This is a genomic window from Zobellia barbeyronii (assembly GCF_018603515.1).
In the GTDB taxonomy this organism is placed as follows: Bacteria; Bacteroidota; Bacteroidia; order Flavobacteriales; family Flavobacteriaceae; genus Zobellia; species Zobellia barbeyronii.
Genome location: NZ_JACATN010000007.1, coordinates 21,761 through 46,787 on the forward strand (window position 1 = coordinate 21,761; position 25,027 = coordinate 46,787).

Annotated in this window: 20 protein-coding genes and 2 tRNA genes; 11 read left to right on the plus strand and 11 right to left on the minus strand. The window is 35.4% G+C overall.

What is annotated here, in order from left to right:
* Positions 1 to 87 precede the first annotated feature (87 nt).
* The 3 genes from HW347_RS18915 (at position 88) to HW347_RS18925 (ending at position 2,622) form a co-directional block, all read left to right on the plus strand.
* Entirely contained in the window at positions 88 to 963 is an 876-nt protein-coding gene (locus HW347_RS18915) for a transketolase (protein ID WP_225901990.1), read from the plus strand.
* 63 nt (positions 964 to 1,026) lie between these two features.
* Complete coding sequence (locus tag HW347_RS18920; protein WP_214613305.1) at positions 1,027 to 1,980, plus strand: transketolase family protein; 954 nt, start codon at positions 1,027 to 1,029, stop codon at positions 1,978 to 1,980.
* A 48-nt stretch (positions 1,981 to 2,028) separates the two neighbouring features.
* Positions 2,029 to 2,622, plus strand: coding sequence for a porin family protein (locus tag HW347_RS18925; protein ID WP_214613306.1), 594 nt, complete (start codon positions 2,029 to 2,031; stop codon positions 2,620 to 2,622).
* A 76-nt stretch (positions 2,623 to 2,698) separates the two neighbouring features.
* On the opposite strand, the gene HW347_RS18930 is transcribed toward HW347_RS18925, so the two are convergent.
* Entirely contained in the window at positions 2,699 to 3,544 is an 846-nt protein-coding gene (locus tag HW347_RS18930) for an FKBP-type peptidyl-prolyl cis-trans isomerase (protein WP_214613307.1), read from the minus strand.
* Positions 3,545 to 3,621: 77 nt separating this feature from the next.
* On the opposite strand from HW347_RS18930, the gene HW347_RS18935 reads away from it, so the two are divergent.
* Positions 3,622 to 4,023: an RNA-binding S4 domain-containing protein gene (locus HW347_RS18935; RefSeq protein WP_214613308.1), complete on the plus strand. Its 402-nt coding sequence runs from the start codon at positions 3,622 to 3,624 to the stop codon at positions 4,021 to 4,023.
* A gap of 53 nt (positions 4,024 to 4,076) precedes the next feature.
* The gene (locus HW347_RS18940; RefSeq protein ID WP_155594267.1) at positions 4,077 to 4,574 is read left to right on the plus strand and encodes a phosphoribosyltransferase family protein; all 498 of its coding nucleotides are present in this window, start codon (positions 4,077 to 4,079) and stop codon (positions 4,572 to 4,574) included.
* Here the strand turns inward: HW347_RS18940 and HW347_RS18945 are convergent.
* Entirely contained in the window at positions 4,566 to 5,081 is a 516-nt protein-coding gene (locus tag HW347_RS18945) for a shikimate kinase (RefSeq protein ID WP_214613309.1), read from the minus strand. The genes HW347_RS18940 and HW347_RS18945 overlap by 9 nt on opposite strands.
* 139 nt (positions 5,082 to 5,220) lie before the next feature.
* Between HW347_RS18945 and HW347_RS18950 the strand changes: the two genes are divergently transcribed.
* From HW347_RS18950 to HW347_RS18960, 3 genes are all read left to right on the plus strand, one after another.
* Positions 5,221 to 5,296 (plus strand) — tRNA-Lys (locus HW347_RS18950).
* 101 nt (positions 5,297 to 5,397) lie between these two features.
* Positions 5,398 to 5,470: transfer RNA gene (locus HW347_RS18955), tRNA-Lys, on the plus strand.
* Positions 5,471 to 6,126: 656 nt separating this feature from the next.
* Positions 6,127 to 6,654 carry a type ISP restriction/modification enzyme gene (locus HW347_RS18960; RefSeq protein ID WP_214613310.1) on the plus strand — a complete coding sequence of 176 codons (528 nt, stop codon included), beginning with the start codon at positions 6,127 to 6,129 and terminating at the stop codon, positions 6,652 to 6,654.
* Positions 6,655 to 6,754: 100 nt separating this feature from the next.
* Here the strand turns inward: HW347_RS18960 and HW347_RS18965 are convergent, their stop codons facing one another.
* The 5 genes from HW347_RS18965 to HW347_RS18985 all read right to left on the minus strand — a co-directional run bounded on the left by HW347_RS18965 (position 6,755) and on the right by HW347_RS18985 (position 12,573).
* The gene (locus tag HW347_RS18965; RefSeq protein ID WP_214613311.1) at positions 6,755 to 7,516 is read right to left on the minus strand and encodes a LytR/AlgR family response regulator transcription factor; all 762 of its coding nucleotides are present in this window, start codon (positions 7,514 to 7,516) and stop codon (positions 6,755 to 6,757) included.
* The gene (locus HW347_RS18970) at positions 7,513 to 8,547 is read right to left on the minus strand and encodes a sensor histidine kinase (RefSeq protein ID WP_214613312.1); all 1,035 of its coding nucleotides are present in this window, start codon (positions 8,545 to 8,547) and stop codon (positions 7,513 to 7,515) included. The genes HW347_RS18965 and HW347_RS18970 overlap by 4 nt, the downstream gene beginning before the upstream one ends.
* A 139-nt stretch (positions 8,548 to 8,686) precedes the next feature.
* Positions 8,687 to 9,103 (minus strand): hypothetical protein, encoded by a 417-nt coding sequence (locus HW347_RS18975; RefSeq protein WP_214613313.1) that lies wholly within the window; start codon positions 9,101 to 9,103, stop codon positions 8,687 to 8,689.
* Positions 9,104 to 9,510: 407 nt separating this feature from the next.
* On the minus strand, positions 9,511 to 11,298 hold the full coding sequence (locus HW347_RS18980; RefSeq protein ID WP_214613314.1) for a ribonucleoside-diphosphate reductase subunit alpha: 1,788 nt from the start codon (positions 11,296 to 11,298) through the stop codon (positions 9,511 to 9,513).
* Positions 11,299 to 12,573, minus strand: a complete 1,275-nt coding sequence (locus HW347_RS18985; RefSeq protein WP_214613315.1) for a ribonucleotide-diphosphate reductase subunit beta — start codon at positions 12,571 to 12,573, stop codon at positions 11,299 to 11,301.
* Between the two features lie 783 nt (positions 12,574 to 13,356).
* Here HW347_RS18985 and HW347_RS18990 point away from each other — a divergent pair.
* Both HW347_RS18990 and HW347_RS18995 read left to right on the plus strand, forming a co-directional pair.
* Complete coding sequence (locus tag HW347_RS18990; protein WP_155594277.1) at positions 13,357 to 13,749, plus strand: hypothetical protein; 393 nt, start codon at positions 13,357 to 13,359, stop codon at positions 13,747 to 13,749.
* Positions 13,750 to 13,898: 149 nt separating this feature from the next.
* Positions 13,899 to 14,747, plus strand: a complete 849-nt coding sequence (locus tag HW347_RS18995) for a universal stress protein (protein WP_214613316.1) — start codon at positions 13,899 to 13,901, stop codon at positions 14,745 to 14,747.
* 206 nt (positions 14,748 to 14,953) lie between these two features.
* Here HW347_RS18995 and HW347_RS19000 read toward each other — a convergent pair whose 3' ends face one another.
* From HW347_RS19000 to HW347_RS19010, 3 genes are all read right to left on the minus strand, one after another.
* Positions 14,954 to 17,239: a tail fiber domain-containing protein gene (locus tag HW347_RS19000; protein ID WP_214613317.1), complete on the minus strand. Its 2,286-nt coding sequence runs from the start codon at positions 17,237 to 17,239 to the stop codon at positions 14,954 to 14,956.
* 100 nt (positions 17,240 to 17,339) lie between these two features.
* Positions 17,340 to 18,044, minus strand: coding sequence for a hypothetical protein (locus HW347_RS19005; protein WP_214613318.1), 705 nt, complete (start codon positions 18,042 to 18,044; stop codon positions 17,340 to 17,342).
* Between the two features lie 35 nt (positions 18,045 to 18,079).
* On the minus strand, positions 18,080 to 18,688 hold the full coding sequence (locus HW347_RS19010; protein WP_214613319.1) for a hypothetical protein: 609 nt from the start codon (positions 18,686 to 18,688) through the stop codon (positions 18,080 to 18,082).
* 469 nt (positions 18,689 to 19,157) lie between these two features.
* On the opposite strand from HW347_RS19010, the gene HW347_RS19015 reads away from it, so the two are divergent.
* The gene (locus tag HW347_RS19015; RefSeq protein ID WP_214613320.1) at positions 19,158 to 20,411 is read left to right on the plus strand and encodes a mechanosensitive ion channel family protein; all 1,254 of its coding nucleotides are present in this window, start codon (positions 19,158 to 19,160) and stop codon (positions 20,409 to 20,411) included.
* 212 nt (positions 20,412 to 20,623) lie between these two features.
* Here the strand turns inward: HW347_RS19015 and HW347_RS19020 are convergent, their stop codons facing one another.
* Positions 20,624 to 24,922, minus strand: coding sequence for a PAS domain-containing sensor histidine kinase (locus HW347_RS19020; RefSeq protein WP_214613321.1), 4,299 nt, complete (start codon positions 24,920 to 24,922; stop codon positions 20,624 to 20,626).
* Between the last annotated feature and the right edge of the window lie 105 nt (positions 24,923 to 25,027).

Here is a 25,027-nt window from a genome sequence, read left to right on the forward strand (position 1 = left end):
AATCTGTTGCTTTTATCACTCTTTTTTTAATTTGAGGGCAAAAATAAACAAGGTGCAATTTGTATTCCCAAAAGATTGCGATTACATTTGAAAACTACTAAAAACGAACATTTACAAATGGCAAAATTAGACGAACTACAAGATATCGTAGTACAGACCCGAAGGGACATTCTACGTATGGTACATAAAGTAAATTCAGGTCACCCAGGAGGTTCTTTGGGTTGTACTGAATTTTTGGTCGCGCTTTATAATGAAGCAATGGACCTTAAAGAAGGTTTTGATATGGATGGTAAGGACGAAGATCTTTTCTTCCTCTCAAACGGTCACATATCACCTGTTTTTTACAGTGTTTTGGCAAGAAAAGGCTATTTCCCTGTAGAAGAATTAAACACATTCCGTTTATTGAATTCTCGTCTACAAGGACACCCAACTACACATGAAGGGCTACCTGGTATTCGTGTAGCTTCTGGTTCATTGGGCCAAGGTATGTCTGTAGCAATAGGTGCTGCATTAGGCAAAAAATTGAACGGAGATGACAAATTAGTATACAGTCTTCACGGCGATGGCGAACTTCAAGAAGGCCAAAACTGGGAAGCTATTATGTATGCTGCCGGTAATAAAGTAGATAACTTAATTTCTACTGTTGACAGAAACGGGCAACAAATTGATGGTCCTACAGAAGAAATACTTCCGTTAGGGAACCTAAAAGAAAAATTCGAAGTTTTTGGATGGGATGTTTTAGAAGTTGCAGAAGGAAATAATCTTGAAGCAATAGTGAACGCACTTAAAGAAGCCAAAAGCAGAACAGGTAAAGGAAAACCTGTATGTATCATCTTAGATACAATGATGGGTAATGGCGTAGATTTTATGATGCATACACACGCATGGCACGGTAAGGCGCCTAGTGATGAGCAACTGGAGAATGCTTTAGGGCAGAATCCTGAAACTTTAGGTGATTATTAAAATTCCGCAACTATCTTAAAATTTTAGATTTCCGCTTGACGGAAACGACAAAAACGAAACAAAATGACAAAATATATAGATCAAGGAAAAAATGATACTCGAAGTGGCTACGGAGAAGCCATGACAGAGTTGGGAAGAACCAATCCTAATGTCGTAGCCCTTTGTGCTGATTTAATTGGATCATTAAAAATCCAACCTTTTATTGATGAGAACCCAGAGAGATTCTTTCAAATAGGTATTGCCGAGGCCAACATGATGGGTATTGCTGCCGGTCTTACTATTGGAGGTAAAATTCCTTTTGCAAGTACTTTTGCCAACTTTGCTACAGGTAGAGTTTACGACCAGATTCGCCAATCTATTGCTTACTCTGGTAAAAACGTTAAAATATGTGCATCTCACGCAGGTGTAACCCTTGGTGAAGATGGTGCTACACACCAGATTTTAGAAGACATAGGTATGATGAAAATGCTTCCGGGCATGACTGTTATAAACCCTTGTGATTTTAACCAGACGAAAGCTGCTACATTAGCAATAGCGGAACATGAAGGCCCTGTTTACTTACGTTTTGGGAGACCAAAAGTAGCTAACTTTACCCCTGTTGATCAAAAGTTTGAAATTGGTAAAGCCCTTATGCTTAGTGAAGGTACAGATGTTACCATCATTGCTACAGGACATTTAGTTTGGGAAGCTTTAATAGCTGCCGAAAGATTAGAGGAACAAGGTATCTCTGCAGAGGTAATAAACTTTCACACCATCAAACCTTTTGATGAGGAAGCTTTATTAAAATCTGTTAAAAAAACAGGTTGTGTTGTTTCTGCAGAAGAGCATAATTTCTTAGGCGGACTTGGCGAGAGTGTTGCTAGAACCCTTACTGTTCATAATCCTGTACCACAAGAGTTTGTTGCAACGCAAGATACTTTTGGTGAAAGCGGAACTCCAGAGCAACTTATGGAGAAATACGGACTAAACAATAAAGCTATTGAGAAGGCCGTTTTAAAGGTATTGAAAAGGAAATAACAATGGTATCGTTTTTGATACTGTTGTGGTATTAAAAAACGAGAACATATGAGAAAAACACTCCTTACAGCAGTTTTTGCTTTAGTAAGCATTGCTGCATTTTCGCAGAAAGATTTGGTTAAAATTGGTGTTAAGGCCGGTCTTAACTACAGCGCTAACGGTGACTATTTTGAATCCATAGGCGATGCCTCTAAAGACCCTGACCGAAAAATGGGCTACCACGTAGGCCTCTTCGGGAAGATTGGCTTAAACCGTATTTACTTTAGACCTGAATTGGTGTATACCAAAACTAAGTCTGATTATAGCGGTGATGATTTTGATATCAGCAAGTTGGATATGCCTTTATTAGTAGGCGTTAAAGTAATTGGTCCGTTACGTGTTTTTGCAGGTCCTTCGTTTCAATATATTCTTGATACTGAATTTGATGGTATCTCTATAGATGATGTTGAAAACAATTTTAGTGTAGGTGCCAATATAGGTGCGGGAGTAGATTTAGGTAAACTAGGTATTGATATTAGATATGAAAGAGGCTTCAACAGTAACGAAGCTAGTTTTATTAACACTAATATTACCGAGCTAGGCCCAAGTCGTGTAGATACTAGACCAGACCAACTAATCGTAAGTTTATCTTTGACGTTATAAAGAAACTGTTATTATAAAAAGAAAGCCCGAAACTTATGTTTCGGGCTTTCTTTTTTATTTGAAAAAATTTTCTCTTTTAATCAGCATCTAAATAATCAGGAATACCGTCATCATCTGCATCATCATTAAACAAATAACCATCGCCATCCGTGTCCTCATCTATTGATGGAATACCATCACCATCATGATCTGTTTGATTAACAGCATACATATCTAACTTAAATATAAGCGGACTATAAGCAGGTATCGTTCCTCTTACTATATTATAATATCCTAATCCAGATGGAAAAATAAACATTCCTACACCATAATCATCAACTGAGTATGTACCGTCTTCGTTGACTACCGCTGGCGTACCTCCTTTGATAAGGGCTGCTCCTTCTGAAAAACCTCTTGCAGCAGTTCCTGTAACTGTTGAAGTTGCCGGTGCTTGCAGACTAGCCAGATCAAACCAGAGTGGAAAGTCTACATTATTTTCATCAAACACAGTACCATCAATAAGATTTCCTGAATAGCGAACAAAAGCAGAATCTGCAACCTTTAAACCTTCTCCAGCACCTGGTCTTGCATCTAGGAAATACATTGTATGCTCAACAGTAGTTTCTTCTCCAGAAATTAAAAAATGACTTGAGGGTACGCTCACTTTAATTGGAACCATCTTTTCCAAGAGCGTCTCTTTATCAGTATCCCCTTCACCTATTTCCATCACCTCAATTTTGTAATCAAAATCTTCAGGCGGATTTTCAAATTCTTCGTAATTGTAATAATGTGTTTTAAGATATGTTTGGATCTTCGCTTCATCTTCCGCCAACACCTCACTTAAAGGGCGAGCAGGTTCAACGGTAGTACCATCATCATCATTATTACAAGACCCTAATACAACTACTAACGCCGATAAGGCTACTATTCGATTCAATTTCATCAATTCATTTTTACAGCCGGCAAGATACAATTTTCCCTTATTTTTGTAGAGAGCCTTAACAAAGATTTTTAATAGTTATGCGAATTGATAAGTACTTGTGGAGTACCCGTTACTTTAAGACCCGAAACATTGCTTCTACAGCCTGTAAAAAAGGTCAGGTTAGAATTAATGAACAAGTAGCCAAACCGTCCAGAGAAGTGTACCCAATGGATAAAATTATCGTAAGAAAGGATCAGATAAATCTTGAACTTACGGTTTTAGACATTCCAAAAAGCAGAGTGGGCGCTAAATTGGTATCTATTTATAGAACGGACACCACTCCAAAAGAAGCTTTTGAACATAATGAGCTTTTAAAACAAGCTAAAGAACATTACCGAAAGCAAGGAACCGGAAGACCCACCAAGAAAGACCGTCGTGATATTGAAGACTATTTAGATGATCCAGATTCAACTCCAGATGATTTAAAGAGTATAGAATAAAAAAGAGCAAATTTATACTTGGTTGGCTATCTTTGAAATGAAAATACCCCTTTATGGAAAATAAAATACTTACGCACCAGCAAATTCAACATAAGATAGAACGCATTGCCTACCAGATATACGAGGCTAATGTTGAAGAAAAGGAAATTATCATAGCAGGTATTGATGGCGGGGGTCTAAATTTTGCAAAAAAATTACAACGTGTTCTTAAAAAAGTAACCGATGCCGAGATTACACTTTGCAAGGTTTTAATGGATAAAACAAATCCTTTAAAAAGCGGCGTACAGACCTCTATTCCAGAATCAGAATACGTAAATAAATCTATTGTTTTAGTTGACGATGTTCTTAACTCTGGCACAACACTAATTTATGGCGTTCACCATTTCTTAAAAACACCGCTCAAACAACTTAAGACCGCGGTTCTAGTAAATAGGAATCACAAAAAGTATCCTGTAAAAGCAGATTATAAAGGCATTTCCCTATCCACTTCATTGCAAGAGCATGTTCACGTACAGTTTCAAGCTAAAAATGATATGGTCTATTTAGACTAGTGCCTCTTCCATTTCAGCTACAATTTCTTGCGGGTCTTTGGCATCACAACTAATAACCTTTTTTGCTTGATTGTAATAATAGCTTCGTTCAAAAAGATGTTTCCCTATAAACTCGGGTAACTCATCTTCGGCGATGTTCATTACCAAGGGGCGCTCATCTTTCTCTTTTAAAAGACGTTTAGTTAATTCAGGTATGGAAACTTTTAGATAGAAAGCATTTTCCGTATTCTCTAGAATTGCTTGTATGTTATTTCCATAACATGGCGTACCGCCACCAGTAGATAATACAAAATCGTCTTTTTGGGCAAGTACCTCGTTAAGATATTCATATTCCTTCTTTCTAAAATAAAGCTCGCCTTTATTTTTAAAGATATCAGGAACAGACATGTTCTCTGCCTCCTCTATATAATTATCAAGATCTATAAATTCCAAACCTTTTTTATGGGACAACAATTTACCAATTGTGCTCTTACCACTCCCCATATAACCCAACAATACTATTTTCACAATTTTATTTTGATGTAAAAGTGGCTTATTTTCAGGGGTTTTCAAAAAAAAATAAATTTATATTAAAAAGGGCTTGGAAAATAAAGTAATCGACTTATATTTGCACCCGCATTGAGGGAAACAATCCTGATTTGTTATTGACCTGGTAGCTCAGTTGGTAGAGCATCTCCCTTTTAAGGAGAGGGTCCTGGGTTCGAGCCCCAGCCAGGTCACCAAATAAATAATAGCCTCTTCAGCAAAAAAAGAGGCTTTTTTATTTATTTACGTGAACTGATTTTTATTTAAATTGAACACGTATTAGTTTTTTTGACATTATGACCTGGTAGCTCAGTTGGTAGAGCATCTCCCTTTTAAGGAGAGGGTCCTGGGTTCGAGCCCCAGCCAGGTCACTTTAAGACCTTCATAATCTAAGCAAAAAGCCCTGAAACAAAATTGTTTCAGGGCTTTTTTCATAGGGTCTAAATTGGATTGGAAAATATTTTCCAAAATTCATTACACAGAGGTAGTCATCTTATTATCTTAAACTAAATATTGGTTCTCAACCTTATATCATCTAACATCAGAAACAGCAATTACGAGCTTATCTAAGCCATTATCCATACTCTTTTGAGTATCCGTATTTACAAAACAATATCTCTGGAATTCAGGACCCTATTACCGACTACTCATAAAGAGCAATAGCACCTACAAAAGATATGACACAACCGTATTGATACTTGTTTATGGTTTATTTATGTTCAGAAAAACCTTGTCCAAAAACTAGGATCAAAACAAAAGGATATATACATACTCTAAAAATGAATATCGATATTTCACCAAGTCAGCATTGACCAAAACTTCAGAATCTTTGACTAGCTTTGATATATAAACACATCTTTTCAAAGATGGTTGATTGCTGCAGAGCTATATAGGTGCGGTGCTATAGTAATCTACAATAATTTATAAACGACCTATTGGCTCGTATCCATTTAGAAAAAAAATATTCTTTTCCAAAAAACAAAAACTCTGGAAAAAGAATTGAAGCGTGAACGATAAAATAAATATCATGGATTCAAAAAATAAAATCCAATCCACAAAGATAGAAGTGAGTTTTTCCATTCCCAAAGAAATGGCTTACCTGTATTGGGAAATCGGAAAACCGAAACCGAAACAGCAAAATAAATCAATCGTACAAAACACCTTGGAAAGAAGTTTTGACCTAGACCCAAAAATTGCCAAAACTATTGAAGTAAAATTAAAGTTGAATTTTATGATTGAATTAAAGGAAACCGGCAATGTGTGTATGGCAAACAGTCCCGAAGTGCGTGATGAATATAAGAACAACTTTTACACCAATGATATTTTGCATTATATATACGCCATACTGTATTCTCCAGGCTACCACGAGAAAAATAATAAGTTTGCAAAAAACCTTTTATTTCAAATCCCCTACCCTAGCAATCCGAACTGTTTTTGGAAATTAGTAAGTCTTGGCACACAATTAAAGATGTTTCATTTATTGAGGTTAACTACCCTTAAAAATTACACCCAAGAAACCGATGAAATTTTAAAAAATATAGCGGAAATTGAGTAGAAAAAATTCGACAAAAATGAGATAGCCCGAATAAAGTAGTATTCATAAGCTATGAATAGCCTAACGGCAAAAGCCGATTAAATAGAATATCCTGCTTAAATCAGGAACCAACCCAGTCCTTAAATTCGGTAGCTTTTGCCTTGCTGACTATAATGCGCTCGTCGCAAACAGGGTTTACTACCACAACAAGTTTACCACTAAAATAGGGTTTGATGTTCACAATAGCCTCTCTATTCACCAAGAATTGTCTATTGACCCTATGAAAATCCTCAGGAGACAATTCTTCTTCTATATCTTCCAGCTTGTTGTCCATACTGTAAGATTTATTATCTAAGGTTATCCCTTTTACAATTCCTGTATCTACTCTAAAATAGGCGATATTTATGGTTTTTAGAGGAATCATCTCCTCGCGATAGTTAACCAAAAAAGTGGATTTATAGCTTTTCGACTTTGTTTTTATCAAATCAAGCAAGCCTTTTACCTGATGGTCGGCAATTCCTTGTTCCTTGTTCTGAACCTTAAATTGTTGCAGCGCATCAGAAAGTTCGTCCTGATCTATAGGTTTCAATAAATAATCAATACTGTTAAACTTGAATGCTTTTAGGGTATATTGGTTATAGGCGGTCGCAAATATTACAGGGATATTTATTGCAACCCTATCAAAAATTTCGAACGAAACCCCATCTGCAAGGTGAATGTCCATAAAAATCAATTCGGCCTCATGGGGTTTTGAAAGAAAAGCTACCGAAGATTTTACAGAGTCAAGTACCTTAAGTATTTCAATATCACTATCTATGGTATGGAGCAGATACGTAAGATTATCGCTTGCTGCCAATTCATCCTCTATGATTACCACCTTCATGTTACTTTATTTAATGGAAGTTCCACACTAAAGATACCGTTTTCGGTACGTACGGTCAATTCTTGTTTACGTAACAATGAATATCTCTTTTTCAGGTTCAATAGTCCATTTTTTGTCCCTTCGACCAATGTGTTCCGTGGTCTGATGGCATTTTCTACATAAATTGAACCTTCCTTTGAAAAAATGTTGACCAACAAAGGGTTTGCTTCCGAAATCTCATTATGTTTTACGGCATTTTCAACGAGCAGTTGCAAGGCCAAAGGTGGTATCCTCTCCACAAGAAATTCATTCTTTATTTTAATATCAATAGAAAAACGGTCTCGGTATCTCGTGCGTATCAAGTACGTGTAACTTTCCAGGAATTTAAGTTCCTCTTTTACACTGGTTAAATCGCCTTCCCCACTCTGCAATATATACCGGTACATGTGTGATAGTTTTTTCACAAACTTCGTGGCCTCTTCGTTATCACGAATAAGAGAGGTCAATGAATTCAGAGAGTTGAACAAAAAGTGCGGGTCAATCTGGTTTTTTAACGCCATAAGCTCGTTTTGCAAACTCTCCTGCTTCAAATGTTCGTTTTCTATGCGGCTTTCTTGTTTATCGGCTTGCAGTCGCAAAATCCTCCCTATAAAAAACTGTGCAATCAACAGATTGACATAGGTGAATTTTAAAAAGCCATTGTCGCGCTCCGTAATTTCGGTATCTAACAAAACGGGGTGTAAAAATTTAAACAAGGTAAGGGCCGCTACCAATACTGTAAGGTTAGCCAAGACCAAAACCACCATTCGTACTCTGGTAGACCATTTGAATTTTGCATACCCGATGTTCGCATTTAGCTCCAATATCGCCCAAGAGAAAGAAAAGGAGAAAATCAGGCGGTAAAGCGTATTCATAACCCATTCCGCAGAAAAACTAAATTTCCCTTGGCTTATCATTTCATACAGAAAAATGGTCTTTGGTAGCGATGCCAAGATAGCAAGTAGCAGGGCTATCTTGATAATAGTAGATTGTTTTACTAGTTTTAGAGCCATGGGAAAGTCTGTATGGAAGAACTATTTCAAATTTACATCAATTTTGTTTCGAAGGATACACACAAAGTTGTGGTTTCTTAAAACAAAATAGGCTTTCAAATAATATTGAAAGCCTAGTCTATTATTGCTGATTTAAACCTTATTTGGAAAAGGCATTAAAGTTTTTAGGGAGATAGTTCTGAACATCCAAACCTAAATTTATTTCTTCCTGTTCTTCTATAAAGGTAATATCATCCATTTTAAACACCATACCGTCATAGGCATTAAAACCGTTGGGCAAATATTTTAAGGTGTTAAAGCCGATATTAATTTCTTCTCCTTTTTCAATAAAATCAATATCATCCAAAACCGTCTCCATACCTACATAAGCATCAAAACCTTCTGGCAAATACAGTGCCGTGTCAAGGCCTAAATCTATTTCCTCTTCCTCTTCTATAAAAGTGATATCCTTTACCCTTAGACTATCACAATCGGTTTTGCAATCATCTTTTCCACTAAAGGACATAAATGACGCTCCCAAAAATACCATACTTAAGACTGTTGTTACTTTTTTCATAATTTCTAATTATATATGTTTTTAAAATTCTTTTTCAACTTCTTAGACAAATGTAGGCCTATGTATTTCTTGAAATAGGGCCTTATTAAGTGAAATGACCAAATGTAGAAGTGAAACGACTTTTCAGGCAAGTGAAGTTGGTAGGGAAGTAAAAAAAATATTACTTATTTCAGAACAGTCTCTTAACTCCAGATAAAAGGGTCATTCAAAAACCACTAATCCGTGGTTAAAAAAGAGTATTTCGAGAAAAGTATTTATTTTTTCTGCCGTTCTCCTACAGCATAAAATAAATTTCATTAAAGACCTCAGGATAAAAAATAAAAAAACCCAACCCTATTCTAATTTATAGAATAGGGTTGGGTTTTAATAAAGTAAAATATAAGCCTTAGATAGCGATGCTTTGAAGCTTATGCCTCACAACTAGCGCAATCCTTTTTCTGCTTAAATTTTTGAGCTGCATTCATACTATGCTGATAGTAAAGAGATTTTAACCCAAGTTTCCATGCCGTAACATGAATCTTATTTATTTCTTTTACTGGCATATCTGGATGCACTATTATGTTTACCGATTGGCCTTGGTCAATATGATTTTGACGGTTTGCCGCTTGATAGATAATATCCATCTGGTCTATTTCAGAATACGTTTTGAACACATCTTTTTCTAGTTCCGTCAAGAACTCCAAGTGCTGTACAGAACCATCGCGTTCACGAATACTATGCCATACCTCTGTTGTATTCTTTCCTTTTTCTTCCAATAAATCCAATAAAAATGGATTTTTGATAGTCGTCTTTACTTTGGCAATATCCTTTACATAAATATTTGACCAAATTGGCTCAATACCTTGTGATACCTGTCCTAAAATAAAAGCTGAAGATGTTGTTGGTGCTACTGCATTTAAAGTTGCATTACGTCTACCATATCCTTTAAGAACGGCTGGCTCACCAAACTTAGCTGCCAACTCTTCTGACGCCTTGTATGATTTCTCCTTTATTCCCTTAAATATTTCACTATTTAAGTTAAACGCTTCTTGACTGTTGAAAGGCAATCTTTTTGATTGTAACAAAGAGTGCCACCCTAAAACACCAAGACCTAAGGCACGGTTATCTTTAGCAAAATTATAAGCACGTTCCATAAAAAGAAAAGTCTGTCTGTCTTCACGAGAATCAGAATCGCGGTATCTTTCTAGTTTTTCAATAAATTCAGTAATAACGGCATCTAAGAAATATACCATTGTTTCAACTGCATCGGTATCTTTCCACTTATCATAATGCAACACGTTTACTGAAGACAATACACATACAAACGACCAATCATCGTTTGATGGTAACATTATCTCTGTACAAAGGTTACTTGCATATATAGGTAAATCTTTCTCTTTGTATACGTCTGATGCACCATTGTTGGCATTATCGGTAAAGAATATGTATGGATACCCCATCTCTCCTCTACGTTGCAATACTTTAGCCCAAATAGAGCGTTTATCCGTATCGCCATCAATCATATCCTTCATCCATGCATCAGTTACCGTTACCCCATGGGTAAGCTCCTGAATAGGATTTCCTTCCGTACCAATTTCTAAGAACTCCATAATGTCTGGATGCTCAATAGGCAAGTATGGTGAAAAACGACCACGACGAACCGAACCTTGACTTACAACATCTACCATAGATTCAAAAAGCTGCATAATATGCACAGCTCCTGAAGCTTGACCGTTGTTTTTTACCTCAGCACCACGATGCCTTATTTTTCCAAAATAACCAGAAGTACCTCCACCCATTTTAGACATCATACCAACTTCTGATTGGGTATATAAAATATTACCCATATCATCGCCTATATGCGAACCAAAACAACTAATTGGTAACCCTCTTTCTTTTCCGAAGTTTGACCATACCGGAGATGCCAAAGAGAAAAACCCTTCTGACATGTAACCAAAAAATTTGTCGGAGAAACCTGGCATGTCTAACAACTGTTCTGCTCTATCCGCGATTTCGCGAATACGTTGCTCAGCAGTTACGCCTTTGGTTAAATATCCAGAGTTTAAAAAGTTAAGACTGTGGTCGGTAAGCCACTCAAAACCGCCTTTCGGTTCATTCTTAGTGTTTTTAAGAGCTTCTTTTCTTGCGTTCACAAGTTGGTCTTGCTCTGAGATTGTTTCTTTAATTTGTGAGGTGGTAGTGTTTAATTCGTTCATTTAGAAAAGGTCGTCACTAGTTATACTTTGGGTTCTTTTACTATAATTGATAGAGCGCTTCACAAAGAAATCGCCATGTTTGGTTCCTATAATTTCATCATCAAACCATTCTGTTTCCGTCAATAGTTTTTCATCGACATCAAATATTTTGTCAATTCCAATACTACTTAAAGAATTATTGAATCGGTTTTTAATAAATTCATTTATCACTGCTTTTGGCAAGAAGTCTAATTCTCCTTGCTCAAAAATCCAATCTACTATTTCACTTTCGGCAATAAATGCTTCATGACACATATCTTGTATCATAGTGCTGTATTCTTCATCAAACCAATCTGGATTTTCATCCTTAATGATTTTAATAACATCAATACCAAAGTCACCATGAATCTGTTCTTCCTTAGAGGTAGCTTCAACCACGTTAGAAATACCCTTAAACATATTCTTGTGCTTGTTGAAAGCCATTATGATCAAAAACTGAGAGAAAAGAGAAACATGCTCAATAAACAAAGAAAACAACAAAATTGATTCTGCATACTCCTTGTTATCTACACTTTTTGCATTCTTAAGTGCTGTTTCTAGATACTGCACCCGCTTCATCATCACCGGCTTCTTCTTTAAATTTTTAAACTCTGCATTGAGTCCTAAAATTTCAAGTAAATGAGAATATGCATCTGCATGACGTACTTCACTTTCTGCAAAAGTAGCTCCAACCGAACCAATTTCCGGTTTAGGCATTTTATGGTAGATATCTCCCCAGAAACTTTTTACAGCAACTTCTATTTGGGAAATAGCCAACATGGTATTTTTGATAGCACTTCTTTCCGATTCTTCAAGTCCGGTTTTAAAATCTTGAATATCACTTGTGAAATTAAATTCCGTATGTATCCAATATGAGTGACGAATAGCCGGAACATATTCATACAACTGCGGATATTCGTACGGCTTTAAGTTGATGCGCTTCTCAAAGATATTTGACTTTCTTTTTTGAGCCTGCTCGTTACGATACAAGATATATCCTTTGGCAACGTCAAAAAACCCACCTTCCATGAGTCTGTTTTCAACAAAATCTTGCACTTCTTCTACCGTAGGTACATAATTATTATCTAGCGCACTTCGTTCCAGGAGTGAAGCGTGAACGTTATTTGCTATACGTTCTGCATCGTTAGGACCACCATGAGACGCTGCCGTCATGGCTTTCATAATAGCCTCAGTTATTTTGTATAACTGAAACGGTTTCTTGGAAAAATCCCTTTTTATAAGGTGTGTTATCTGCATAGGAAATGAATCTTAAAATTCTTCTTCAGAAGAAGTATAAAGGTCTTGTTTTATTCCTCGTATTTCTCTTAAATCAAAGTAATGTTTTCAGACTTTTATTAACAACCATCAAAAAAAAGGGTAAACTAATTGTCTTCTAGAGAGTTGTCTAAGAAAAGAAAAATAGATACAATTTAAAGCGCTAGATAGATTAAATACTATATCTAGTTCCCGATTATAAGAACTCCTAAATTGAGCTTTTTTTGAGTTATTATTTAATTTCATTTGGTTAGTAACTCTTATTTAAAAATTATAAGAAAAAGTTTGCAAGTGATTGTTTCTGTATTTTATCACTACCTCTTATACTCATTTTACAAAATCACCAAATTATTCCTTTGCTTCTACTTTTTTCATTTTGTAATTATGCATTTGTTCTTCGATTAGGTGATTGCTTTTCTGAGCTAAGAAAAGCTGAAAAATCATAAGAATAAGTAGTTTCCAGTTGAATTGATTCAATGGTTCAAAACTCATCAACCGGGTAAATTCTCCTCATCTTAAAATAGCTTTATCACACCTCACAATACTCATTAATCATTGACAATCAGTATTTTAAATAGTATAATTATATCTGTTCCGTTTATAGGCATGCTCTTTGTCTCTAATAGCATTAACCTAAAAATATTGTGATAATTTTCTGAAAATCAAACAGATAACAGTTACCAATCCTAATTAGTTACTCCTACAAGTGCTCCTATTTACTAACTGTTAACTATAGAAAGAACACAAGAGTCAAAAACACAACATATGAACGCAATAGAACCATTTTATCCGCATGAATCCGATAGCCGCATCATGATGGAAAAAGATAAAGTAGAAGTCACTAATTGGACGGACGATCTTGAATATATAAACGAGGAATTAGATTATCTGATAGATATTGAAGAACGGATGCTGCACAACACGCAACTCTATCAACAGCTAAAAGAAATAAAGAAAGAGAACAAATCGCAAATAGGAACATTACAAAACCATGGCAGCAACATGCGCCATATAGTAGAATGTGACACTGTGCAATGTGATGCCTTCTATCTGCATAAGCATGAAAAAAATAGGTTGGTTTACCTGGAGCACATAAGAAGATATAGGACTTTAAAAAGAATGGTGTTATCGCAAATTCTTTTGAATGTGAAAAGCTAAATTTTAAAATATTATGAGCCCTAAATCAATACTTACTGTACAGGTTATTAGGGAAAGAATAAAGAACGAAAAAGAGAAACAAGAAAAGGAAGTTTGACTGCTGGTCTGGTAAATCAATTTGAATATAAAGAACATTAAAAAAAACAATCATGGGGAAAAAGATACTATTGCCAACAGATTTTTCAAAGTATTCGTTGAACGCTATTCAATACGCTATCAAACTCTATGAAAATAAAGACTGTGATTTTTATATCCTAAACACGTATGCAAAAGATACACATGGGTTGGATAGTCTTACTCTTTTAGATCCAGACGAGGCTTTCAACAAGCTATCTGAAAAACGTTCAAAACAAGGTCTTGGAGAAATTCTCACCCGTTTAACCTTTGAAAACGATAACCCCAGACATCGTTTTCATGTTCTTTCCCGTTCCACCCTCTTTCTAGACGCCGTAAAAGATATAATTGAGAATATGGAGATAGACATCCTAATAATGGGTGCAAAGGGAACGACCAACAAAAGAATGGCAAACTACGGTAAGATGGCTATATCCGTTATAGAAAATATTAGAAAATGTCCTGTTCTCATAGTTCCAAAAAATGCAATTTTTAATTCCAATAAAGAAATTGTATTAGCTACCGACTTTAAAAACGACTTCAATTTTTTTGATATTAAACACTTGGCAGAAATAGCAAAACTGAGTAACTCTAGTATTCAGGTGCTAAGCTTAGAAGATTCAGATGCGTTGGATGCTGAGCAGAAAAGGAATAAAACATTACTGACTACATATTTCAAAAATATTGATCACAACTTCACTATCATACACAATGTAGAAATGAATACTGCTTTAAATTGCTTCGTTGAAATTAGGCGTAGTAATATGATAAGTTACATTAATAAGAAACGTACATTTTGGGAAAGGATGGGGTTTGGAAAACCTACTTTGGACCGCTTAGGATATTTTGAAGATGTTCCCGTTCTTGCTATAAACGACAAATAGAAAAACCTTTTTCACATACTTTAATTGTAAAAGATAAAGAAGAACATACTGTTATAGCAGTTTACCACTAAAACGGGGCAATTATTCTATGCATAACCTTGCTTGATTCTTTCTATAACTTATTTTTGAGGTGATACTAACGTACTATGGTCGTAAATAGAATTCATCTCCAATAGGAAATAGATAACTATACATTTATACATCATTTAATTGTTTTGCAACTCAAGAATTGTCTGTTCTAAAACCTCCAAACGCTTATTTGTTGCCTCCTTCTCTTCTTTTAATAATTTAATTTCTTCTGTTTGCTCTTGAATAGCTTTTACCATTGGCGCTATTAAATCGTTATATCTAACGCTTAGCATACCTTCTGCATCTTCAGATATAATTCCGTTGTTTTCTGCGCCATTATTTTTTAATGCTTTTTTTAATTCTTGAGCAATAAATCCATATTCAAGTTTAGCACTTTCATCATTATTTCGGTAATACGAAACTGGACGTAATTCATTTATAAAACCTAAACCTAGATTAGAGTCATTAATTGTGTTTTTCCAACGTCTATCAGATGTAATAGTCCACGCTACTTGCACGCCTGCATATGTAACAGCAGTATTACCTATACGTACTTGATTACTTAATAGTCCATTTGGAACATTAGACAAATAGCCTATTGCAATATTATTACTTCCTGTAGTTACATTGTCTAAGGATCTGTGGCCAACAGCTATATTACTGCTTCCCGTTGTTAATACTCTAGAAGAATGATAACCTAAGCTAGTATTATTATCTCCTGTTGTACTCAAATTTAAGGCTAAATACCCCATGGCAGTATTATAATTTCCTGTGATATTATTTGGCAATGAACTATAACCAGAAGCAGTATTACCAATTCCTGTGGTATTATCAAAAAGAGCACTACCTCCTATTGCGGTATTATAACTCGCATTATTTATTCTCAAACTATTTACACCTATAGCTATATTATAATTTCCAACTATATTTCCATTAAGAGAGCCAAACCCTAATGCGATATTATAAGTTCCTGTTATATTATTAAATAGTGAATTTACACCGCTTGCTATATTACCACTTCCTGTTGTATTATAGAAAAGTGAATTTGTACCACTTGCTACATTATGGTTTCCTGTAGTATTATTAGTAAGCGAATTTGTGCCAGTTGCGGTATTGCTAGCTCCTGATGTATTATCTCTAAGAGAAGCACTTCCTGTTGCTGTATTATTAGCTCCTGAAAGATTACTATTAAGTGAATTTGCACCCAATGCAGTATTACCAGCACCTGTTAAATTAGAAAAAAGCGAGTTTGCACCAAGCCCTGTATTGCTACTTCCTGTTGTATTTGCATTAAGTGAATTAAAACCATTGGCTGTATTATAACTTGCGGTAGTATTTCCGGCTAAAGCATTTGCTCCTGTAGCCGTATTATAATGCCCGTTATTGGTAGAAAGCGCTAACACTCCTAAGGCAACATTACTACTTCCTGAAGTATTTGCTAGCAAAGCATTTTCACCAACTGCCGTATTATTACTTGCTGTTGTGTTTGCATTAAGTGCATTTGCTCCCATTGCGGTGTTATTTGCACCAGTTTTATTTGAATACAACGCGTTTGCACCAACCGCTGTGTTTTCATTTGCGGTAGTATTAGAATACAGCGCATTTGAGCCTACACCAGTATTGTAATCTCCCGTTGTATTATCTCTAAGTGCATTAAGACCTAATGCTATATTCTCATTTCCTGTAGTATTAGAAGACAATGAATAAACACCAAATGCTACATTATCGCTATCTAATATACCTGCATTAACGTTATTTCGTTTAAAAACTAAATCTTGATCATCTGTAGTACCAATAAAATTAACGTTATCATCGGTACCTGAGTTTCCTAGAACACCCCACGCATTATCAACAGTTTTAATTGATGTGTACAACTCTGTAAGTGCATCTTCAACATTGGTTGCGATAAAATTGTCCACAACATCTATGATGTTTACCTCGGTTGCGGTTTGGTTGTCCGTTCCTAAGCTGGCAATGCCTAATTCAACAACATCGCCGTCGGCCTCTACCGCCAATATATTGGTTGCTATTCCTGTAACAGTACCGCCGCCATAGTCCGAGAAGCGAACGGTGCCACCTTCTACATCCAATCTGGCATCTGGAGTATTCGTTCCCAGACCTAGGCTTGAAGTGGCTGTGTCCCAAAAAAGATTGTTGTTATCTTGAGTAGGATTATTGGTAGATCCTGTATAAAAAATAGATCCTGGAGTGCCTGTATAGTCAAGGGTTACCCATACTGTGCCTGTCCATATCTTAGGTCTCGTATTTTCACTATCTGAAGTATCTAACCAAACATCATTTTCAACAGGGTTTGTGGGTGCCGCAAACGCAGTAGTGACCGTATTATTATTAACGGTTACTATGCTCCCTTTTTTATTAATAGCTTCTACTTCTTGCGCGATGATGGTAAAATTTACCATCATCGTAAAGCAAAGAGTTATTCGTTTAAAATTGAAAAACATATGGAAGCAGTTTGTTTGATTAAGAACATAACAAATGTGCCAATCTAAAAATTTAGGTTAATTATTTAACGTACTGCACCTCAATAGTATCACCAGCATAAACAACATAATCATTAGTGACATCTAAAGTCACTGTTGATGCAGATACCGTATAATCCACATTAGCAATAAGCTTGGCTCCGTTTCGATATACCCAAACTTGGCTAAATGCAGGTAGAACAGGGCTTCCTGTAAGTGCATACGTCGTAAGAGTTGCACCATTATCCGTTGCATTTGCTGTAAAACTTTCTTGTCCGCTCGTAATAATATCAATATCCGATGCCAATAATTTTTTGGTGTCTCCGGTAGCCTCATCACGCACTAAAAAAGTATATCCTGTACCGGTACCGGCATCTGAACCATCAGTAGCATCTGTAGAGGCAGTTTCAGAACTGATCAACGCAATACCGTTGAGCCCAAAAATATTTCCGTCAACATCTATAAAAGTGTCGTCCGTTAACGTACCTCCCAATTGCCAAGTTGTTGTGGTTACATCTGCTGTGGTATTTGAAAGCATGGTGATACCATTTTGCGACTGAAGGTACTTGATGGTACCTTTATTATCAATGACACGAACAGCACCGGCTGTGGTAGTTGTCCCGGGATTAACGTCTGTCTGTTTGACGACATCACCGGTTGTCTGTTGCGCACTAACTGCAGCACCTGTAAGCATAAGCAAACCAAAGGCAAGAGTTTTAAAACTGCTGAATATGTTTTTTGTCTTCATAATTGTTTATTTAACTATTTTTAAAAATGTATTTATTATAGAATTTGTACGATTCGTATGCTATCATTTTGGAAACAAGTCACGTCACTTTCCAATTCAATTGTGTTGGTATTTATGGTTGTGAAATCTATGCGCACTCCATTTCTATAGACTTCAATTTTTCTACTATCATCAAAAGGAAAGGGGGTGTTAAATTGTGTCTGTTTGTTATAGGCTACAATCACTATTTGTTCCAGTTCTGCACCACTATTTACACCGTCAACACCAGCAGGACCTTGTGGTCCGGTTAGATTAGAAGAAGTATATGTACTACCATCACTATTATTGATGGTGAATGTTCCATCATTATTATCTACAAATGAAAAAGTACCAGATGAGCTATTACATAGATTCACCCAATTTGCTCCATTATAAGAATAAACACAATTAGTATCTGTATTATAAACCATTCCCCCTGGTAAAGGGTTCAAAGAAAGCATTTGGGTGTTGGTTATTCTGGTAAGCACAAGTACTTTAGTGGTACTTTCTAATTCTAAGATAGAAGCTTCATCAATGGTGCTTACATTATCACCAATTTTTACTTGACCGTAAGAAAGTATTCCGCAAAAAAGAAACAGCAGAAACACAAAATATTTCGTAGGCATACTAACACTAGATTAATTAAAGATCAAAGATGACTTCATAAAAGCTGTTTTAATAATTAATGTTGTAAACCTGTAAGAAAAGAGTATAAACTCTGTAAGATATGATGTCATTATTATCTTAGGGAGGTAATAACATTTAATTGGGCGAATAACTATATTTCCATAAATTGATAAGCTTGGCTCCCTAGTTTACTATGTGGATATCTATCTGCCTTTTTAGGCACAACACAAAAAGTTGTGAGTACTTAAAATTGTCCAAACTTAGAATTTACCTATTTTGATTTAACTAAGCCTGAGGTCAAAGGCGAAGAGATTCACTTTTATTTTATAAAAGTCTAATTGATAAAGACAAAGAACTTCTTACCGTTGCAGCTTTGTACCGCTAAAACAGGACAATTATTCTATGCATAACCTTCCTTTGTTCTTTCTATGGCTTAATTTTGCGGTGGAAATATTTAGAAGGAGACTCATGGAAAAGGGATTACACCGCGTATTATACGATTATCTACTAAAAACTGGAATAAGCGAAAGCTTTGCATCATATCTAAATCTATTTATAGTATTAGTAGTTGCCTTAATTTTTGCGTATTTCTTAGATTTAATTATTTGGAAAGTTTTACGCTCCATATCCTTAAAACTGGCCAGGAAATCAAAAACTAATTTTGATAATTTTCTTGTTATCAATAAGGCTCCTCGCTTTCTAGCCCATATCGTTCCATTATTCATCTTATTTAAGTTTATTCCTTTTGCTTTTTTTCATTTTGAATATGGCGGTGAATTAGCTCTTAAGGGGCTCCAGATACTGTTTGTAGTATTAACTCTTTATATAGTTAAAAGTCTTTTCAAAAGCATAAATGACTATTTAAAAACCAAACCTAGGTTTAGAGATAAACCAATGGATAGCTACATTCAGGTATTTATGATTTTTGCTTGGTTTATTGGTATTCTCACCATATTTGCCATAATTACAGATGTTCTAATTTGGAAATTCTTCACCGCTCTTGGGGCCGGTTCCGCTGTAATACTTCTGATATTTAAAGATTCTATTCTGGGTCTTGTAGCCAGTATTCAAGTTAGTATAAATGACATGGTCCGCATTGGCGACTGGATAACTTTTGAAAAATATGGGGCTGATGGTAATGTTAGCGAAATTACTCTTGCTACCGTAAAAGTCCAGAATTTTGATAAGACCATTACCACTATCCCTACCTACGCTTTAATCTCTGACTCTTTTAAAAACTGGAGAGGTATGGAGGTTTCCGGTGGAAGACGTATTAAACGTGCATTGATTATCCGCCAAAAAAGTATCCGTTTTCTAACCGATGAAGATATGGAGTCTTTTAAAAAGATACAGCTCATACAACCCTATCTTACTACAAGAAACGAACAGATAAGTGCGTATAATAAAACTCATGAAATAAACAAGGAATTACCAATTAATGGTAGAAACTTGACCAACATTGGCGTATTCCGTAAGTATGTAAATGATTACCTGGAAAGTAATTCTGCCATAAATAAAGGTATGACTTTAATGGTGCGTCAACTAGCACCAACGCCACAAGGTATTCCTTTGGAGATTTATGCTTTTAGTTCGGACAAGCGCTGGGAAAATTATGAGTATATCATGGCCGATATTTTTGACCACCTATTAGCTGCTTTACCCTATTTTGATTTAGAGGTTTTTGAACTTCCCGTTTCTCTAGATTCTTTACCTAGTAATTAGACCATGAGACTCATGTGGGGTCTTCATAAATTATATATCGTACTTCTAAAAACAAAATAAACGTACGTGGGTACGTTTATACAATTGTTGTAAGAAATAAGGAAAAATAGATAAGTATTAAGCAGTTTTAAATAGCTGCCGAATACTTCTTACTGATACGTAACAACAACGCGTATAAAATTGGGAATTTTAGTAGGCGTAAAGAGAAAAAGTTAATCGAAATTTATTGTAAAAGTTGTTCCTACATTAACCTTGCTAGATGCAGAGATAACACCGTTCATAGCTTCAATTTGAGTTTTTGTCAAAAACAAACCTACACCCTTTGCATCAGGATGCCTGTGAAAAACTTTATTTAATCCAAACAGCTTATGGCCGTGTTGCTCTAAATCTATACCAAGGCCATTATCATGGAACTTGAGTACAATTTTTCCGTTTTCAAGCTCTGAGGTAATTCGTATTTCTGGTATGCGGTCTTCTGATTTATATTTAATTGCATTTCCTACCAAATTGAGGAAAATACTTTCCATATAAACTCTCTTATAACGAATAGTAGAAACCTTGGAGAAATCGCTTTTAATTATCGCGCCAGAATTCAATATTGCTCCACTCAAAATTTCTTTGGTATGCTCCAATACGGCACCTAAACCAATCTCTTCTAGGTCCTCGCCTGAATCACCAATCTTAGTTTTTAACGCATCCACCAATGTGTTAAGCGTTAAAGTAAGGTGTTGAATAACTGTTTTAAACTTGCCGAATATATCGGTACGATCCAAATCAGTTTCTGACTGATCATATATTTCCAACAACGAGTTAAGGTTGGCTACGGGCGCCCTTAAATTGTGAGACGTAATATGAGTAAAATCTGCAAGTTGCTTATTTTGACTGGATAGTTTTTGTGCTACAAGTTCTAAATTCTCTTTTGCTTCATTAATTTTTTGTTCGGCTAATTTTCTTTTGGTAATGTCACGTATGGCTGCAGAAACCAACAATCCTTCTTCTGTATGAAGCGGACTTAGACTTATTTGAATGGGTATTTCATCTCCATTTTTCTTCAGAGCGTATAAATCTTTACCATTACCCATTACCCTAGTTATTGGGGTGTTGAAAAAACTATTTCGGTTTTTAGTGTGTTTAGGGTAAAACCGTGTGGGAATTAAAATTTCTACCGGTTTATCAATTAATTCTTCTAGTGTATATCCAAATAATTTTTCAGATTGTTTATTGATTAGCTGTATTGTTCCTTTATCATTTACAATAACCATAGCGTCCGGAGCAGACTCTAGGAGCCCTCTAAACTTCCTTTCTGCCATTTTAATTTCGGTTACATCTTGGCAGGTACCTACCATTTCAACGATCTCTTCTTTATCATTGGTATGAACTTCTCCTAAAAGTTGAATCGTTTTTAATTTACCAGAAGTGGTTATAATACGATGGGTAAAGCTATTAAGTTTTTTATCCTGCGCCGTTTTATCAAAATACTGAGTAACAATGTCCTTATCTTCTGGATGAACAAAACTAAAGTACGTATCAAACTTAATGTCTGTTATGTTTTCATCAAGCTCAAAAACGGTATAAAGATTTTGTGACCACTTTACGGTATCGGCAACGGTGTTCCATTGCCAATTGCCCATCATTGATATCTGTTCCGCAAAATTTAATTGCTCATTTTTTTTCAGAAGTTCACTTTCCGCATTTTTAATTTCAGAAATATCTTTGGAGATTGCTATAAATCCTTCATTGGCATTGTCTCCATTTTTAATAGTGGTTATTGTAGAGAGTACCGAGACTGGCGAACCATCTTTTTTGTAATACGTCCATTCACGAGTGTCGTTTAACTCCTTTTTAAAAAGGTTTTCATAATGATCATATGTACCTGGATCTTCACCATTTTGTACAGCAATATCATTTCTAAATTTTGTAATTTCAGCCTCGTGAATATATCTTGCAGGTTTTTCTATCCCGACCATTTCTGCCGCAGAATACCCCAATAATACCTCTGCACCATGATTGAAACGATTAATGACACCATCCTTATCAGTTGTTATAATTAATATAGATTCTGAGTTGAATATAGCTTGTAATTCAGAATGGGCTTTTTGCAAATTACGTTCCGCCATTTTAATTTCGGTTACATCTTGGCAGGTACCGCTTATTAATATTACCTCATCTTTTTCGTTAGTAAAAACTTCTCCTAAGAGTTGAATTATTTTTAATTTTCCCGAAGCAGTAATAATACGGTGCGTAAAACTTTCCCAGTTTTTATCTATTACTGCGTTCTCAAAATGTTGAGCAGTAATTTCTTTATCTTCTGGATGAACAAAATCTAAATATATGTCTAATTTAAGATCGGTAATTTTTTCGTCAAGCTCAATAATGTTATATAGATTTTTTGAAGATTTTCCTTCATCGGTAATAGGATCCCATTGCCAATTAGCCATCTTTGAAATCTGTTCCGCATAATTTAAAAGCTGATTTTTTTTCAGAAGTTCACTTTCCGCATTTTTAATTTCAGAAATATCTTTGGAGATTGCTATATAACCTTCATTACTATTGTCTATATTTTTAATAGCCGATGTTGTAGCAAGTACCGGAACAATAACGCCATCTTTTCGGCGATACATCCATTCTCGGGTATCATTTAAATCATGATCTAAACTATCTACATAATAATTAAACGTAGCAGGGTCTTTACCATTTTGCCTTGCAATATCACTTTTAAATTTGGAGTGTTCTTCTTTAAGAAGATAGAGTTCAGGTTTCTCTTTACCTACTACTTCAGCCGCGGAGTAGCCCAATATAGCTTCCGCTCCATCATTAAATCGATTAATAACACCATTTTTATCTGTTGTTATGATTGAAATAGAATTTGAATTGAATATAGCTGTCAATTCAGAATGGGCTTTTTGCAAATTACGTTCCGCCATTTTACTTTCGGTCACATCTTGGCAGGTACCAACCATTTCCACAATCTCATCTTTTTCATTGGTATGGACCTCTCCTAAAAGTTGAATTATTTTTACCTTACCTGAAGTGGTAATAATACGATGTGTAAAACTTTCCCATTTTTTATCCTTTTCTACTTTCTTAAAATGTTGATTGACAATTTCTATATCTTCTGGATGAACAAACCTAAAATACGAATCAAACTTAAGTTCCGTTATTGTTTCATCAAGCTCTAGAATTTTATAAAAATTTTGCGACCACTCTACTTTATCCGCAATCGTATCCCATTTCCAATTGGACAACATTGAAATCTGTTCGGCAAAATTTAATCTCTCATTTTTTTCCAGAAGTTCTTCCTCTGCATTTTTGATTTCCGAAATATCGGACAACACAGCGATAAAGCCCGTGTGTTTGCCTTGCGCGTCCTTAATAGATGATACCGTTGTTTGGCATGGAAATGTAGAACCATCTTTTCTACAATGTGTCCATTCTCGAGTATCGTCCATGTCTTGTTTTGAGATATCTATATATTTTGAGATATCTTGAAAATGGTTAAAGCTAGATGGCCTTTCCCCATACAATTCCTTTAATTCATTTTTAAAGGCTATGAGCTCATTCTCTGCAACAAATAGCATAGGATTATTGATTCCAACCATTTCTGCAGCAGAATAGCCTAATAAAACCTCAGCACCGCTATTAAAATTATTAATTATACCATCTCTATCCGTGGTTATGATTGCAATGACTTTTGAATTGAATATAGCTTGCAATTCAGAATGGGCCTTATTTAATTGTTGTTCCGCAAGCTTTGTTTTATTTATATCTTGAATTATTCCAAAAAGCCGTGTTAGTTTTCCGTCCAAGTATTCTGATCTTCCTACTACCCTGGTCCAACACGGATTTCCTTTGGCGGTTATTATTTCTAATTCAAGATTAAAATGGGTTCCATCTGCCTTGGCACTATCTATTGCACTTTGTAATTTTTCTCTACTTTCGCCTTCTTTGTAAAAGTTAATACCACTATTTAAATTCGGTATAAAATCTTCTGCAACCTCATGTATTTCACGAGCTATTTTACTCCAAAACACCTCATTGTTTAGAAGGTTTACCTCCCAAGTTCCTATCCGGGCAATTTCATTTGTTTTTTCAAGTATCTCATCTATTCTAGCTTTTTCTAGCTCTTTTTCCTTTTGACGTGTAACGTCACCGGTATGCATTAAAATACCACCAATTTTGTTCTCTGAGATGAACCAAGGGCGAACATCCCAATAAATCCACTGTATGGAACCATCTGTACGTTCAAAAGCCGTTTCTTCACAAATATCAGTAGCGCCATTAAGGCATCTATTGTGCATATCTTTCCAATCATCTCCTATTTCAGGAAAGATTTCGTAATGAGAACGCCCTATTATTTCCACTCCTTCTAAGCCATAATCCTTTATCCATGATGGAGACGCGGCAATGTAACACATGTCGTTATCCACCATAGCCATTGCAGTAGAAGCCTGTTCAATGAACATTTTCTGATACTCTTCCTGCGACTTTAAATTGTTCTTAGCTGTACTCAATTAATTAAATTTTGTAGGAAATTTATTTAAGGTAACAATAATTAATGAACTAGAATAGAATGATCAATTTCTAATGTTAGTTTTTTTAAGAAAAAACTTACAAAT

Bases quoted from the DNA above. Each gene is read 5' to 3' on its own strand.
- HW347_RS19015 (WP_214613320.1), top strand. From the start codon at position 19,158: ATGGAAAAGGGATTACACCGCGTATTATACGATTATCTACTAAAAACT.
- HW347_RS18940 (WP_155594267.1), top strand. From the start codon at position 4,077: ATGGAAAATAAAATACTTACGCACCAGCAAATTCAACATAAGATAGAA.
- HW347_RS19010 (WP_214613319.1), bottom strand. From the start codon at position 18,688: ATGCCTACGAAATATTTTGTGTTTCTGCTGTTTCTTTTTTGCGGAATA.
- HW347_RS18980 (WP_214613314.1), bottom strand. From the start codon at position 11,298: ATGAACGAATTAAACACTACCACCTCACAAATTAAAGAAACAATCTCA.
- HW347_RS18990 (WP_155594277.1), top strand. From the start codon at position 13,357: ATGAACGCAATAGAACCATTTTATCCGCATGAATCCGATAGCCGCATC.
- HW347_RS18960 (WP_214613310.1), top strand. From the start codon at position 6,127: ATGGATTCAAAAAATAAAATCCAATCCACAAAGATAGAAGTGAGTTTT.
- HW347_RS18970 (WP_214613312.1), bottom strand. From the start codon at position 8,547: ATGGCTCTAAAACTAGTAAAACAATCTACTATTATCAAGATAGCCCTG.
- HW347_RS18925 (WP_214613306.1), top strand. From the start codon at position 2,029: ATGAGAAAAACACTCCTTACAGCAGTTTTTGCTTTAGTAAGCATTGCT.
- HW347_RS18920 (WP_214613305.1), top strand. From the start codon at position 1,027: ATGACAAAATATATAGATCAAGGAAAAAATGATACTCGAAGTGGCTAC.
- HW347_RS19005 (WP_214613318.1), bottom strand. From the start codon at position 18,044: ATGAAGACAAAAAACATATTCAGCAGTTTTAAAACTCTTGCCTTTGGT.
- HW347_RS18965 (WP_214613311.1), bottom strand. From the start codon at position 7,516: ATGAAGGTGGTAATCATAGAGGATGAATTGGCAGCAAGCGATAATCTT.
- HW347_RS18995 (WP_214613316.1), top strand. From the start codon at position 13,899: ATGGGGAAAAAGATACTATTGCCAACAGATTTTTCAAAGTATTCGTTG.
- HW347_RS19000 (WP_214613317.1), bottom strand. From the start codon at position 17,239: ATGATGGTAAATTTTACCATCATCGCGCAAGAAGTAGAAGCTATTAAT.
- HW347_RS18935 (WP_214613308.1), top strand. From the start codon at position 3,622: ATGCGAATTGATAAGTACTTGTGGAGTACCCGTTACTTTAAGACCCGA.
- HW347_RS18985 (WP_214613315.1), bottom strand. From the start codon at position 12,573: ATGCAGATAACACACCTTATAAAAAGGGATTTTTCCAAGAAACCGTTT.
- HW347_RS18930 (WP_214613307.1), bottom strand. From the start codon at position 3,544: ATGAAATTGAATCGAATAGTAGCCTTATCGGCGTTAGTAGTTGTATTA.
- HW347_RS18975 (WP_214613313.1), bottom strand. From the start codon at position 9,103: ATGAAAAAAGTAACAACAGTCTTAAGTATGGTATTTTTGGGAGCGTCA.